The organism is Saprospiraceae bacterium (genome assembly GCA_016716185.1).
Classification (GTDB): domain Bacteria; phylum Bacteroidota; class Bacteroidia; order Chitinophagales; family Saprospiraceae; genus Vicinibacter.
In genome coordinates this window covers 110,703-125,878 of sequence record JADJWV010000001.1, presented here as the reverse complement: position 1 = coordinate 125,878, position 15,176 = coordinate 110,703, and the positions used below count along the sequence as shown (strand labels likewise).

The 15,176-nt window shown below is 39.3% G+C and carries 14 protein-coding genes; 10 read left to right on the top strand and 4 right to left on the bottom strand.

Annotation, left to right across the window (positions count from 1 at the left end; translation table 11 throughout):
• Positions 1-201: 201 nt before the first annotated feature.
• From porQ to IPM34_00460, 3 genes are all read right to left on the bottom strand, one after another.
• The gene (gene porQ / locus IPM34_00470) at positions 202-1,260 is read right to left on the bottom strand and encodes a type IX secretion system protein PorQ (GenBank protein ID MBK8954018.1); all 1,059 of its coding nucleotides are present in this window, start codon (positions 1,258-1,260) and stop codon (positions 202-204) included.
• The gene (locus tag IPM34_00465; protein MBK8954017.1) at positions 1,230-1,868 is read right to left on the bottom strand and encodes a toxin-antitoxin system YwqK family antitoxin; all 639 of its coding nucleotides are present in this window, start codon (positions 1,866-1,868) and stop codon (positions 1,230-1,232) included. The genes porQ and IPM34_00465 overlap by 31 nt, the downstream gene beginning before the upstream one ends.
• A gap of 91 nt (positions 1,869-1,959) precedes the next feature.
• A complete protein-coding gene (locus IPM34_00460; protein MBK8954016.1) occupies positions 1,960-4,086 on the bottom strand; it encodes a peptidylprolyl isomerase in 2,127 nt (708 codons plus the stop codon).
• 333 nt (positions 4,087-4,419) lie between these two features.
• Between IPM34_00460 and IPM34_00455 the strand changes: the two genes are divergently transcribed.
• The 4 genes from IPM34_00455 to IPM34_00440 all read left to right on the top strand — a co-directional run bounded on the left by IPM34_00455 (position 4,420) and on the right by IPM34_00440 (position 7,382).
• Entirely contained in the window at positions 4,420-4,644 is a 225-nt protein-coding gene (locus tag IPM34_00455; protein MBK8954015.1) for a hypothetical protein, read from the top strand.
• 117 nt (positions 4,645-4,761) lie between these two features.
• Positions 4,762-5,280, top strand: coding sequence for an IS110 family transposase (locus IPM34_00450; protein ID MBK8954014.1), 519 nt, complete (start codon positions 4,762-4,764; stop codon positions 5,278-5,280).
• Positions 5,281-6,150: 870 nt separating this feature from the next.
• On the top strand, positions 6,151-6,747 hold the full coding sequence (locus IPM34_00445; protein ID MBK8954013.1) for a hypothetical protein: 597 nt from the start codon (positions 6,151-6,153) through the stop codon (positions 6,745-6,747).
• A gap of 35 nt (positions 6,748-6,782) precedes the next feature.
• Positions 6,783-7,382, top strand: a complete 600-nt coding sequence (locus tag IPM34_00440; protein MBK8954012.1) for a hypothetical protein — start codon at positions 6,783-6,785, stop codon at positions 7,380-7,382.
• A gap of 509 nt (positions 7,383-7,891) precedes the next feature.
• Here the strand turns inward: IPM34_00440 and IPM34_00435 are convergent.
• The gene (locus tag IPM34_00435) at positions 7,892-8,470 is read right to left on the bottom strand and encodes an aminoacyl-tRNA hydrolase (GenBank protein MBK8954011.1); all 579 of its coding nucleotides are present in this window, start codon (positions 8,468-8,470) and stop codon (positions 7,892-7,894) included.
• A gap of 124 nt (positions 8,471-8,594) precedes the next feature.
• Between IPM34_00435 and IPM34_00430 the strand changes: the two genes are divergently transcribed.
• The 6 genes from IPM34_00430 (at position 8,595) to IPM34_00405 (ending at position 15,158) form a co-directional block, all read left to right on the top strand.
• Complete coding sequence (locus IPM34_00430; protein MBK8954010.1) at positions 8,595-9,686, top strand: SPASM domain-containing protein; 1,092 nt, start codon at positions 8,595-8,597, stop codon at positions 9,684-9,686.
• Positions 9,687-10,063: 377 nt separating this feature from the next.
• Positions 10,064-11,098: a tetratricopeptide repeat protein gene (locus IPM34_00425; protein MBK8954009.1), complete on the top strand. Its 1,035-nt coding sequence runs from the start codon at positions 10,064-10,066 to the stop codon at positions 11,096-11,098.
• A 47-nt stretch (positions 11,099-11,145) separates the two neighbouring features.
• Positions 11,146-13,065 carry a PD40 domain-containing protein gene (locus tag IPM34_00420; GenBank protein MBK8954008.1) on the top strand — a complete coding sequence of 640 codons (1,920 nt, stop codon included), beginning with the start codon at positions 11,146-11,148 and terminating at the stop codon, positions 13,063-13,065.
• Positions 13,065-14,465, top strand: a complete 1,401-nt coding sequence (gene rlmD, locus IPM34_00415) for a 23S rRNA (uracil(1939)-C(5))-methyltransferase RlmD (GenBank protein ID MBK8954007.1) — start codon at positions 13,065-13,067, stop codon at positions 14,463-14,465. Before IPM34_00420 ends, rlmD begins: the two co-directional genes overlap by 1 nt.
• Positions 14,462-14,845, top strand: a complete 384-nt coding sequence (locus IPM34_00410; protein ID MBK8954006.1) for a hypothetical protein — start codon at positions 14,462-14,464, stop codon at positions 14,843-14,845. Before rlmD ends, IPM34_00410 begins: the two co-directional genes overlap by 4 nt.
• Positions 14,829-15,158 (top strand): hypothetical protein, encoded by a 330-nt coding sequence (locus tag IPM34_00405; protein MBK8954005.1) that lies wholly within the window; start codon positions 14,829-14,831, stop codon positions 15,156-15,158. Before IPM34_00410 ends, IPM34_00405 begins: the two co-directional genes overlap by 17 nt.
• Positions 15,159-15,176 lie beyond the last annotated feature (18 nt).

Sequence of the window (15,176 nt, the reverse complement as noted above, 5' to 3'; positions counted from 1 at the left end):
AAAAAATGGAATCTATAATTTGAAACCCACACCGATATTTGAATTCTCTGTTGAGACCAGCTTGGATTCACTGGCGTTGTAATAAATTTTTAAAGAATTCATGACTGCTCATGCATAAAGATCTTTTCACCTTCTAAAAAGGAGTCCATATACCAATCATCAATCTTTTCTTACAGCTTTCAGCTTATCGCTTTCAGCTTTTTAAACTTTTAAAAAGCTGTTCAGGTTAGTGCTGATACTGATCTGACTGGTCCCTCCTGCAATGTGATAGGAAGCATAAGAATAATCAAATTTGAATTTGTAAATTTTAATTCCAAATCCACCGGAAAGTCCTGCGAAGCTTCGATAATCCGCCAAAGACAACTCCCGGTTCCGAAGGTTGTTATAACCCAATCTGAGAGAAAAATTCTCATTTTTTCCAAAATTCAATTCGATTCCAAAAACAAAATGCCGGAGAAATGTAGAAAATTGCTTTTCCACGGCACTGTCTTCGTTCTCTTCTCCAAAAAGCACGCCTCCATCCTGCAAATTGGGATCATCGTAACGAATATCCCACCGTTGCAATTGTTGAAAACCGATGTGATAAATGAGTGGAAGGTGTTTTAATTTTTTTGAATATGCCAGTTGAATTTCAAAAGGTAATTGCTCGGGTTTATTCTGGTATTTACTAAGTTGAAATCCTGCATGTTTTACAAGCAGACTCAGGCCGAAATTTTTTTCCGGGTTAAAATAAGAGATCCCGGCATTGAGACTCAGACCTTGTGAGCTGTATTGATCGAGGCTGGATGAAATGTAATGCAAACTTGCTCCGAGCTGAATTCTTTGTTTGAATAATTTAGAAGCCGCCAGATAAATATCGGAATCCGAAGCTTTAAAATTACCCAATGTATTTCCGAATGGGTCCGTGCGGATGATATCTCCATAGTTCGCATAGTGAATCCCCACCTGAAAGTTTAAGGAAGGAGAATCAAGGCTATGGGAATAACTAAAATGACCAAATTGAATATCAGAGAAATAACTTAGACTGGAGAATTGAATAGCACCACTCATTTCGGATTGAAGTAAAGCAGGATTCAAATAAACAACTCCAGGATCATTGGACCTCCAGGAAATTGGCATGCCTCCCAAAGCGCTCACCCTCGCACCGGGTGATGCATTCAGAAATTGGTAAATATATTGTCCGCCGGTTTGTGCATAAACCTGCATCATTAATGGCAGACAAAAGAAAATCAATTTGTAAGCAGTGCATCTTTTTTCCATGTAGTTGTACATTTACCCATATCACATTGCATAATTTTCAGGAGTATACCTGAAGTATCATATATCCGTAATTCACCATGTTCAACCGGTCCGTCCGACTGTTGATAAGATCCCTCTGCTTTCAGTTTACCATTTGGGTGATATTCCGTAAAAGGTCCGGTCTCTGCATTGTTTTCAAAGTTAACGATTTCTTTTAACCCACCTTCGGGATAGTAAACTTTTACGGGTCCTAACATGACATCGTTTACATAATTCGCCTCCAATTGGATATTGCCGTTTTCGTGATAGGCTGTAAAGGGCCCATGGTAGTTGTCATCAACCCGGGTTTCGATACTGGATAGTATACCATTTATATATAATTTGCGCAAACCATTTAGTTTTCCATTCAAATAATTGGATTCTTCGAGTACGGCTCCATTTTCATCATAACGGAGATAAGACCCGGTTCTCATGCTGTCTTTTCCGTGAATCCGCACATGGAAAGACTCGGCAAGTTTACCATTGGGGTGTTTGGTTTCTATGTGCGTTTGGTTATCGCAGGAACCGAGGATCAGAAAGGTCAATAGAATAGTGTATGTGATCTGGCTTTTCATTAAGCTTAAACGCATTCTCTACAGCTTCATTGCGAATTAAAAGTATAAAAAAAGCCCGGAATGTAATTCGCCGGGCTTTTAATTCAATAATTTTAATCAAAGGACATTAAAAAAACTTGCTTCTCATATCCTTCACCGTGTAATGTTTTTTAAGAGATGGCATGATATAATTCATGGCTACATTTTTAGCGGGATGCACATAGAAGGTTCTGAATACATCCAGGTTGGCAATAGGAGCCGGAACCTGCTTCTTCAACACCTTGCAAACAAAAACTCCCTTTTCTCCCATCAGTGGCTGCGACGTTTGCCCTTCTTCAAGTTTTGTAAGGCTGGATATGACTCTGGATTCCTCTCCATAATTGGTAATATAACCACTATATGGAGAAACATTGGTAGCGGTATCAACTGCATTTAAGGTATACTCCCCAAGTGCAAAAGTCAGATCGGTGACGTTTCCAATTTTATTTTTGATCATTTCAAAACGCTTCCTTTTCAGTATTTCATTTTTGAACTGCGTTCTGAACGGTTCAATTGAAGCAATTCCTTTCGGAACGATTTCAGACAAACTGGCGATTACATATTTGTTTGTGTATTTTTTTTGTTCTTCCTGTATGCTGTAAACTTCAGGACTGACATCTCCAACTTTGGTTGATTTTGAAAAAGCCCATCTGACGATGTCTCTTGCTGTATTGCTTGAAAATGCTCCGATAGAAGCAATCTGATAGGAGTTTTCAAAGAGGTTACCGGCAACTTCGAGTTTGTATTTATCTTCCTTTTTCAAGGTTTCTTCCAAAGCTGCTAAACTGCGGTTTTCCTGGATTATAGTTTGAGCATAATCGTATAAGCTGTTGGCAACCTGTTCTCCTGGCAAAATAGTTTCAGCTATAGTTGCAAGGTGTACTTCGATGTTATTACTGTTGAATGCAGCTTCTTCCAATTGAATCAGGTGTAAACCAAATTGAGAAAGAACCAATTTGAGATCTCCTTTTTTCATTTGGTAAAAAATCGCATCGTTGAATGGTTTGACCATTTTCCCTTTCGTTGCAAAACCGAGATCACCACCTTTAACGGCGGAACCAGGATCCTGACTAAATTTCATGGCAAGAGAGTCAAAACTGGCCGATCCGTTTTTGACCAGGTTTGAGAGACTATCCAGTAAGTTAACAGCGGCAATGTACTGCTCTCTGGTTTGGACCCGGATCAATATATGACTTGCTTTTACAGAGTCGGCAATGGGTTTGCGATCGAGTACTTTAGAAATCCTGTATTCACCGTTTTCGATGTAAGGGCCATAGACTTCTCCAACGGGAATTTTGAAAAGTGTATCCTGAATTCCCGGATTCAGTTCGAAGGCGGATTTATAAGCTTCATCCCAGGTACCCAAATTACTTACCACAAAACTGGAATCGTTATCGGCTGATTTAAATCCTTCAATTTTAGCTGCCAACGATTCTTTGAGCAGATTGGAATCCTCCTGTGATGGAATGATCTCCAATATCGCAATTTTTACAGTTCTGGTTTCTTCTTCGGTGCTTATAGCTGCTTCTTTTTCTTTTTTCATCGCTTCGTAGTCGCTTTCCTCTATTTTAATGTCTTCCTCGTTGATTGCATTGTAAGGAATGACTCCATAGGCAAAATCCAGTCGGTAATTGCTTTCGTATTGATTGCGTTCGATCATGAAGTTTGGCATATACAGCGACTTTGAAACAATGTTGTTGAGTTTGGTATACATGCGGTCTTTGACGACTTCTTTTTCCTGAACAAGCCAAAAATCTTTTAAACGTGGGTCGAGGCTCTCGTCTTCAAGGCCTTGCTTGAATACATTGAGTTGTTCGCGATTGATTTCGCCGGTATTCGGATCCCTGAAATTTCTTTGAATGATAGGAGATAAATTGTAACCGAACTGCAGTTCCTGCATTTCTCCCTCGCTGACACCGGTGCCCGTATGTTTTGCTTCGGCATCCAAAAGGCTCTTTTCCACGAATTGATTCCAGAGATAATCTTTGCGACCGAAATAATCCACTTCAGAATTGGCATACAACACGCGCTCTGTATTTTGGAACTCTCTCCAACTCAGATCCTGCCCGGCTGCTTTACCGACCGTGTCCGGATTATTAAACAGCGAAGCCGAACCTCCGGAGGTCATATCCATGACAATAAATCCAAGCAAAGCCAAGGCCATAAGCACAGTGACCACCCATAAACGCTTCCGTATACTAGTTATCATTCCCATATTCGAATAATTAATATATTGATGTTCAATTAATTAGATCCTTGATTTGGCTTCTCAAGCCATTTTTTTAAGGTTTGCAAAGGTAATAGGATTCCCTTTTATTTTTAATGTAAAATTTTGAAAATCTGCGGATTGCTTAAGTAAGCCGTTGCTGACTTATATGAAGATTCTCAATGATCCCAATTTCTGCATTCGAATTGAAAATATATTATATGCATAATGGTTGCGCCTTCAGAATCCTTACGCCTTACGCCTTCAGAATCCATGTAATAAAATATGATAAAGCATTAGAAATTAAGGATTAAATTTAATAAAACTTAAAATGCAATTCATATGGAACAAGCGCACAAAATGGTTGATTATAGCAACCAGACAATTTCGGTAGGTATTGATGTACACTTGACAAGTTGGTACATTACCGTTTACTTTGATAGGCTGTATATTAAGAGTTTTCGACAGGATCCGTGTCCGGCAAATTATACAGCTATTTGGCAAGGAATTTTCGGGGTAAATACAGATGTGCTTATGAATCAGGTTTTTGTGGATATTGGATATTGAGGAGATTAGAGGAATTGGGAGTTGAATGTATAGTAGTAAATCCCCAGTGTTCCACAGACGAACAAAGGCCAGAGTAATAAAACTGACAAAGTAGACTCTAAAAGGCTAGCAATAGCTTTGGAAAGCGGAATGTTAAAGGGAATATACATTCCAGATATAGAGCAACAAGCAGATAGGCAGCTGTTGCGAATGAGTGAGAAAGTGGGTTGTGAAATCAGGGATAATAAGAGACGAATTAAGGGACTGTTACATCATATTGGGGTAAAAATTCCAACAGAATTTAGTAAAGGGAATTGGAGTGTTAAGTACGTAAGATGGTTAGAAGGCTTGGAATTGCAACATAAGTCCTTTGAATTAACAGTGAAGCGATCAATACAGACCATAGCCGGCTTACATGAACAGCAGAGATTGATATTTAAGGATATAACAGAGATGACGAAGAAAGAAAGATATGTAAGATTAGTCCCATTAGTAAAAAGCGGCCCTGGGGTTGGGCGACTTACGGCAGTAACTCTTGCTGTAGAAATAGGAGATATGAATCGGTTTGCAAACTTTGATAGCCTAAACAGTTATATAGGATTGTGTCCAAATGAATTCAGCAGTGGGGAAAAGGAAAAGAAGGGAAGAGTCATATAGAAAACACAATAGGATCAGATCATTATTGATAGAAAACGCATGGACCTCAGTAAGAATTGATCCGGCATTGAGTTTGTGTTACAGACAATTATGCAGAAGAGTGACAAATAAAAGAGCAATTATAATTATTGCCAGGAAAATACTGAGCAGGATAAGAAAAGTATGGATGGACGGAAAGCCATATGAGTCAGGAATAGAAAAATAGATAAAAGAAATTGATAAAAACTATGAATAATTATAACTTTACTATCCAAACAAGAATGACATATTAAAATCAAATGGTAAGACCGCCGGCCGAAGGCTGTGGCATAGTCCACTTAATTTTAGATTGCGGCTTACCATTCTTTTCTAACTAATAAAGATTCTTGCAGCGATAAAAGGATCGACTGCTAATAGGAGAATGATAGATAAAGAAAAATTATTCAGAAGAGAAAAAAACGCGACAGACATTTAATTCAAAAGTTGCGAGATTTGTGGGATCTCTACACTTTTGAATTAAATGCCAAAGATCTTGGCTTTAGGGGCATATTTTATACATAGGAGCCTTACGCCTTCAGCCTTACGCCTTCAGCCTTACGCCTTTAAGCTAAGAAAATGGATTCCATGGCATGAATTGGGATGATATATAAGTGTTTTTTCTATTTGGAACTACCCCTTGATCATTGGTGCTATTTCAATACCATATGGAATTCAATCAAAGGATGGGCTCATAGAATAAATCAGTGATCAGATTCTTCCTTAATAATTTTTACAATCAGTTCTAATCAGATTTTTTTGCTCTTATTCTGATTCAACTATGCATAGAGTCATTCAGACGCAGCAGTCCCACTGTGTGAAAAAGGACAATTACACACCCATTCAATTATGATTATGAGACACACATGTTTTTTCTTTAGTATTTTAATCTGTCTGTTTTTTATTTCCTGTGAAGAAGATGCGCCGCCGCAGCTTGTTAATTCGGTTGCCGCAAAGAAGGCTTCCGTTGCCTATACTTTTTTATCTACAGGGCAGGACATAGTTTTACTAAAAACAAACGGACAAACAGATGATCCTGTTTACATTTTAGAGACGCCATTCATACCCACTTTTAAAAAAGAGTTGCAGGTCGACAACATTCGTGAAACTGATCATGGCATAGCAGTTAAGTTAACCGACGGTTCAGAATTTAAGATGCTGGTCAGCGGACCCGATTCTTCAGCATATCTTGGTTCAGGTCTTTCTATAGTGAGTGGTCCTCGCCATTACAAATTGTTTTACGATGATTCTGGTCCGCTAAGTGATCCTGATGTAGGTGCGATCCAATGCAAATGCAATTTGAACAGCACTCAGGAAAAATGCGATACCGGGGGGAAAGGTGCTGCCGATTGTAGCATATCCGGATCTGCATCCGGAGGTGGAAGCAATTTCCAGGAGCGTTGCAGCGTCAAATGTTCTACCGGATTTTATGCATGTTGTAAAGGCGTTTGATTTAAACTTATTTTCTAATCATTTAATTTTAAGTTATGAAACACACCCATTTTTTAATTTCGATGTTTATTTTTTGTTTGATATCCTGCGATCAGGATAGGGAACTCTTGAAAGAGAACAATTTAAGTATCAGAAACAATACTACTTCGTACCAAATTACCGGCATTCCCGGTTATCAGATCTTGTTGAAAACCAAAGGAAACGCGCAGGATGAAATTTATATTTTGTCAACCAATTCAGTTCGCGATTTTCAGCAGCATATTGAAGTTCGTCAACTGAGGGAGCTTGATTCGGGATTGGAAATTGAATTGGATTCCGGAGATAAAATCAGATGGATGCTTGGCAATGACCCTGTCGCAAATGTTACCGGCTATAGCCTGGCAAAAGTTAGTGGAAATTACTACCATCCTTTTTTTTATGGATACAATGGCCCGCTCAGCAATCCGGATGTTGATAAAGTAAGCTGTAAGTGTAAAGAAAACACAATAAAGGCTTCATGTGATCATGGAGGCAGAGGAGCCACGGAATGTTCAGTTGAACACGGAGGAACTTTAGTGGGATCGGGGATTCAAATGAAATGTAATGTGAAATGCGAACCAGGCTATTATGCCTGTTGTAAAAATATTGAATTATAATTTTGAAATTTTTATTCTGAACAATTATGTAAGCAAAGACTAAATCTTTGGTAGCATTGGATTCAATGAAGAACTGGTATAAATGCTAATGGATCGCTACAACGGTAAGAGATTCTGATTTCCTGTTCGATGAATAGATAATCACCTTCAATATTCGGTTTTTTTAAGGGAATCGTTGGCATTTACTTCCAGAGGTCTTGATCCCGATCCTAATAATTTGCATGAACTGAAAGGAATTCCTGCTTATTAATTCAATCGGAATTCTGATAGGAGGAGAATCAATTTTTAGGTTTGGAGCTAGTAAAGCTTGGTTAATGATGCGTTTAGTCGAGGTGGGGGCAGCTTGCAACAGCTGCTTCCATTTTTTAGTTCAGGAGTTAGTGAATTCATCGGTTGTATAACATGAAGGAATGTTGTAGTAAGCCTGAAAGAATGATCGAACTGCAAAGCGATAAAAAGCAAAATTTAGTAAGAAGACAAACCCTCATACGGGACCTCAGCAGATTAGATTACTCAGCTGTTATGCTTCTCGAATTGAACATATTCATGGTATTTTGAATGCCTGCAAAACAAAAGGAAAGGCAAGACTCAGCTGCCAGGACCTTGATTTGATTCAGCAATTTTAATTCTTCTGCATTCCATTTTCCCAAAACGAAATCTACTTGCCTCCCTTTAGGGAATGTATTCCCAATACCAACCCGGAGCCTGGCATAGTTTGAGGAAATAAGATTTTCCTGAATATCTTTCAGGCCATTATGTCCGCCATCTGATCCGTTTGGCCGTATCCTGATTTTCCCGAAAGGCAGATTGAGATCGTCAAGGACCACAAACAGATTCTCGATTTTGACATTTTCTTTTTGCAACCAGAACTTAATTGCTTTACCGCTTAAATTCATGTAAGTCGTAGGTTTGATCAGGACGATTTTCCTGCCTTTATAGGAAGCATAAGCGATGTGAGCATAATTGGCAGTAGTAAATGTAACCTGAAGTTTTCCCGCAATTTCATCAATAACATCAAAACCTATGTTATGGCGCGTACCCAGGTACTCTTTATCCATGTTGCCAAGACCGGCAATTAAAAATTTCATTGAGGATTTCTTACAGACTGCAAGGTAAAAACAAACCAAGATACTGGAGTATGATTTCTAAAGTTCATCTAAAGCATCAAAATAGTGAAGTTTCTTATTTTAAATTGTAGCGTGTATTTTGGAAATGATAACTCTATGGATAAATACATTTATCATTCTTATTGACATTGGAACGCCTAACTTTGTGCAAACAGGGTTCGTGAACCTAGCATTGAAGTTGAAAATACTGAGAAAGGCCAGCATCAGGCGTGTGTGGAACCTTTGGAGTGTTCTGGGGTCTTATTGGCTTTCCAGAGTCCTCAGAAAACCGCTGCATTGCGGTTATCCGGTTTCTCTGTCGATAGAACCTACAACCGCATGCAATTTGAGGTGTCCGCAGTGTCCTTCCGGACTCCGGTCATTCAATAGGCCAACAGGACATCTTCAAATGCATGATTTTCAAAGTTGGTTGCCTAAATGGTTATCTCACATTTGGTATTTGAATTTTTATTTTCAGGGAGAACCGTTTTTAAATGAAGAAGTATATCGCTGTATTCGCCTGGCGCATACTGCAGGAGTTTTTACATCCACATCAACTAACGGTCATTATTTAACTCCTATGAATTGCGAAGAAACTGTGTTGTCGGGCTTGGACCAACTTACCGTTTCGGTGGATGGTGTAACTCAGGATATATATGAATTGTACAGAGTCGGAGGACAACTGGAAAAAGTTAAATCGGGCATACAAAATCTTGTGACCGCAAAGCGGCAATTGAAAAAGAATAATCCTCATATCGTATTTCAGTTTTTGGTAATTCGGGACAATGTGCACCAGATGGAAGCGGCAAAGAATTTGGCGAAGGAATTGCATTGTGATGAAATCCGATTCAAGACCGCGCAGGTTTATGATTTCAATTCGGGATCCGGTTTCATTCCGGAAACTGAGGTTTATTCCCGGTATAAAAAGAACAGCGATGGAAGTTATGCGATCGACAATAAGTTTTCCAACCATTGCTGGAGGATGTGGAGCTCTCCGGTAATTACCTGGGATGGTCGCGTTGTTCCTTGCTGTTTTGACAAAGACGCAAATCACGTTTTGGGAAATCTGAACGACAAAACACTGGCTGAAATATGGAAAGATAAAGACTATGCTGATTTTCGAAACCAGGTTTGGAAAGAAAGATCCGGGATTGAAATCTGTAAAAACTGCACCGAAGGGACTAAGGTTTGGATTTAATATCTGACATCAAATTATTGATATTTCGAAATCTTTTCATTTGCAATTTATGCAGCTGACTTGCAAGGGTTTATGCCAGTTCCAGGGGTTTGCAGGAAAGTCCAGGTTAATGATTTGTAAAGTAAAGATTTTTATATATATAATTAACATTAAACCAGCGTTGTATGCATGGTAAAAATTTAATTCTTTGATTTTGAACGAATTATAAAATATTGTCGTAATTTCTTCGGAACTTTGCAGTTGGCTTTATTATCAGGATAATACATATTTCTTATTATTCGATAAATTACATTGCGGTGTGCATTGGGCGAAAGCAAAGCCTTCGGGATATTCAAAATTAAGTTTTACAAAACGAAAACGGGTTAATTACTTAAGCTATGCTACCAGGCAATTTTTTTAAAGTGATCGTTCAGGGTAAGTTTGAATTTGGGAATGAGAAATCTTACCATAAAATCATCCAATTGTTTGAACAAAAGTCTGAAGTTCTCTATAAAAAAGAGCTGCTTTTCAAGACAAGCGAACAATTGTTCGTACCTGAAAATTTTAGCCTGACCATCAATCGCTTTATTGGAACTACCTCCGAAAAGATTTGGAAAAACACCATTAGCCTCCTTGAATATTGTGCTCAGTTTTCTGTGTCCGGTAGCCTCAATGCATGGATGACAGACAATGGGAAAATAATTCAGCATGTCCATATTGAACCCAAAGGAGAAAAATCTTCGGTCATGCTTTATCAGGAAGGAAAAAAACTGGCGGAGCAGACAGGAAAAGAAATGGAAGCTATACAGCTTTTGTCGGATGCGATCGAAAAACACAACCGGCATTCTCAGGCTTATGAAATCCGAGGATATGTGAATTACCATTTGAAAAATTACGAAGATGCTTTATATGATTTCAGAAAGTCTGTAAACTTCGATCACATGAATGCTTCTTCTCATTATGGCATCGGGCGCACCCTGATGATCAAAAAGGACTTTGCTTCAGCGCTGGAAAATTTTGACAATGCTATAAAACAATCCATCGCTCTTCAGCCTCTTCACTGGGCTGCCAGAAGGGCTAAAGGAAATTGTCATCTGGAGCTTAAGGAATTTGAGAAAGCTAAATTTGAGTTTAAACTGATCGTTGCCAAAAATTTTGTTGAATCCGACCCCAATTTCAAACACATCTCCAAGACCTGGTTTAATTACGGCAAGACCCTGTTTGCACTCGGTGAGGTAGATGCTGCTCTCGATGCATTTGATAAAAGTCTTGAAACCAACGAACAAGCCGATCTTCATATTACCGCGGAAGTCTTTATGCACCGGGGTATGGCCAGAAAGGCCGCCGGAAAAGCAGATTATATCCTGGATCTTAAGAAAGCTGCCGAGCTTGGCGATGCATCCGCCACCTTATTTTTGGAACAACAAGCCTGATAGGTACACGTTAAACGGGATGTTTATCGTTTTGATCTAAAAAGGAAATGCTTCGGATTTTTTATTTACCTGTTTTTTTATTTTTTTTAAATGGACTTTACGCACAGGAAGTCTATTCGATTAAATCTATTTCAGGCAAGATGCGCAAAAAATACGAAGAAGCGCAACACGAATACCGGAGTGGTCATCTGAGCAAAGCCCAAACTTTATTTGAAAAACTATCGGCTCAGTCTCCCACATTTATCGATGCTTTTATTCAGCTGGGTTCTGTAAATTATGAGTTAAAAAATTACTCAAAAGCTGAAATTGCTTTTGAGAATTCCATCAGACTTGATTCATTTTACAAAATTAAAGTCTATTATACCTTGGCTCTGGTCCAGTACCGTTTGGAAAAATTTTTACAAGCAGCCGGTAACATGGAAGTTTTCTTGTTTCATGAGAAGGAAAATAAAGACTTGCTGGTGAAAGCAAGGGAGCTTTATAAAAATATAAATTTTGGAAAGGAAGCCGTGAAACAAATGATGAATGTCGAAATGAAAACCATTCGCGCTTTTTGTACAAATTTTTCTGAATACATGCCCAGTATCGATGCAGCAGGTCAAAGAGCTTATTTCACCCGAAGAACGCCAATGGGCGATGAAGATATTTATGTCTCTGTCCGTTTAGATACAGGATGGTCCCAGCCACAAGCGCTCACCGAATTAAACAGTCCATTCAACGAAGGCTCGCCGACGGTATCGGCTGACGGTAATTTTATGGTATTTACCTCATGCGACAGGAGGGATGGTTTGGGAGGATGCGATTTATATTATACGCAGTGGGACGGCATGCAATGGAGTGCTCCGCGAAATTTGGGAGAACAAATCAATACTCCGGCCTATGAATCGCAAGCCTGCCTTTCCAACAATGGCAGAACCCTTCATTTTGTAAGTAACCGGAAAGGTACTTTGGGAGGTCACGATCTTTGGGTTTCACACAGAAAAAAAGATGGGAGTTGGAGTTTCCCCAAGAATCTGGGCGAACCCGTCAATACGACTGGTGATGATGTAAGCCCATTTGTACATCCCAATGGAAACACGTTGTATTTTGCATCCGATGCCCACACCGGTATGGGTGGAAAAGATTTGTATGTAAGTAAATTGGATTCGTTCAATCATTGGACCCCTCCCGTAAATCTTGGGTTCCCCATTAATTCTATTGGCGACGAATCTTCATGGATCGTATTGCCTGATGGCAAAACAGCGTGGATGGCCAGCGATAAGGAATATGTAAACCAACCAGAGTTGAAACCTCATCTCGATTTGTATGAAATTGAATTGCCCGTGTCGCTTCAGATTACTCCTGCGAGTTATGTTCAGATTGCCGTATTCGATAAGCAGACAAATACTCCTCTTCAGGCAAATATTAAGATTTTTAATCTCAGTACACAAAAAAAAGTCATGGATCAATCTACGGATTCCAAAGGCTTGATCATTTTTTCACTTCCCACTGGCTCCGATTATGGCATTCAGGTACATCGCGAACTTTATAACTTTTTTTCCGATCAGTTTCTTTGTGCAGAATACAAATCTATTTACAAGCCATTGCTCTTAAAAGTGGGTTTAGCAAAAACAGAAACATCCAGGGAAATCCCGTTTGTTCTTAAAAATATATTTTTTGAAACCGGCTCTGATGTTCTATTGCCGGAAAGCAGGTTCGAGCTCGATGCCCTGGCTCAATTTTTAATCAAGAATAGTCAAATCAGAATGCGAATTGAAGCCCATACAGATGATGTTGGAACAGAATCAGACAATCAAAATCTATCTCAACTCAGAGCACAGGCTGTTTCCAATTACTTGGTGTCAAAAAGCATCGCATTCAACCGCCTGGAATTAAAAGGGCTTGGCGAATCCCGGCCAGTTGCAGACAATGCAACATCAGAAGGAAGGAGGCTCAACAGAAGGATAGAATTTACAATTATTGATTGATGGCGAGAAGAAACAGAGAAAATGAGTTTGTTAAAATTCACTCCATCGCCAACAACGGCTTTGCAGTTGGAAGAACACGCGAAGGAATGGTCGTATTTGTTGAAGGTGCGGTGCCCGGTGACGAAATTGAAGTGGCCTATTTTGCTAAGAAAAAAGGAAATTGGTTCGGTAAAATTCACGAATTACTCGTCCCCTCGAAATCCCGGGTTTCTCCACACTGTCGGCACTTTGGGGTTTGTGGAGGTTGCAGCTGGCAAAACATCAGTTACGAAGAACAATTGTTGCAAAAAGAACAATGGGTTAAAGATGCGGTTATGCGTATTGCGAAAATTCGCGAAGCGGTGTTTGAACCTATCCTGGCCGCCAACGAAACCGAATATTACAGAAATAAACTTGAATTTACTTTTTCTGAACATCGATGGAAATTGGGCGGAGAAACCCAAGCTGAATCCGATTCAAATAAAGCAGTAGGATTTCACAGACCAGGACATTTCCAGAAAGTAGTAGACATTCATCATTGCTTTCATCAGGGAGGGAAGTCGAATGAGATCCGGAATTTTATTCGCAGTTTCAGCCTTGAACAAAATTGGGAATATTACGATATTAAAACTCATCATGGATTTTTGAGAAATCTCACTGTTCGGAGCACAAGCCGCCATGAGATCATGTGCATCCTGAGTTTTGGATATGCCGATTCCATAAAAATCAATTTGCTTACAAAAGCTTTGGTTGATAAATTTCCGGAAATCAAAAGTATTTACATTGCCATCAATAACAAATACAACGATAGTTTATATGACCTGGATCTGGAATTAAAATTTGGCGATGCATTTTTAACTGAAGTCTGGGATCGCGTTAAATTTTTAATTGGGCCGAAGTCCTTCTTTCAAACAAACCCCAAACAAGCCCAGGTATTGTTTAATTTGATAGAATCTTATTGTGATTTGAAAGGTGGTGAAACGATCGTTGATCTCTATTGCGGAGTAGGAAGTATTGGAATTTATCTGGCCCATACTGCAAAGAAGCTCATTGGCCTGGAAACAGTGCCTTCGGCAGTGGAGGATGCGCAAAAAAACGCGGCAATCAATCAATTGCAGAATTGCGAGTTTCACACCGCAGTTGCGGAGACAGTTGAATTATCGAATTGGATACTCGGGAAGGGGGACCCCGATATTGTAGTAGTAGATCCACCAAGAATGGGCCTGCACGAAAGTGTGTGCTTAGAATTGAACAAACTTAAGGTTTCGAAATTGATCTATGTAAGTTGTAATCCATCTACCCTGGCCAGAGACCTCGACAGGCTTTCTTCAGTGTATCAGGTGATTAAGATCAGAGCGGTGGATATGTTTCCGCATACCAATCACGTCGAAAGTGTGACCTTATTATCTTTGCGAACATGAGTGGGTCTATAGAAAAATATTTGCAGCTGGAAGAGGATCTGAAAAGGTACAGAAAGGCTCTGAATCATGCGTTGGAGATCATGCTGGATCAGGAACTAACGAACTACCCAATCTTTATTTTGCATCAACAGGAACTCGAAATGGGTGTTATGTTGATCGAGGCGGGTCCCGATTCAGGATTGTGGTCGGTGCATGCATCAAGTCTCGAAGAGTTTTCTGTTAAAAATATCATTTTGGAAGATAAAATTGCTGATTTCCAAAAAGTATTCAACGAACACCAGGGACATTTTTGCCTTTTTGTATTGTCGGAATTGGGAGCACAGTTTATTTTTTATCCGAGAGATGAGCAACTCTATACATCATATGGAAATCTCAATTGACACCAGATTTATTAAAGGATTGACATTTCAGGATGAAAAATTGCTGGAAGAAATGTTACATGAATGGATTTCTGATGCCAGATCGAAATCGGATGAAATTGTAAAAAGAATTGGCGAAGGCGATGTCAGGAGAATTTTTAACAGTTTGCATGAATTGAAGACGAATTTTACCATGTTGCACTGCGGCAAAGCCATCAGGGAATCAGATGCATTGTTGCATAAGCTGGAAAAGGGAGCCTTAATTACAAATGAAGAATTTAAGCCGGTCTTGGATATGATTAATGCCATAGTGAAATTAATTGAAAAAAAATAATGTCGGTTTGAATCATTT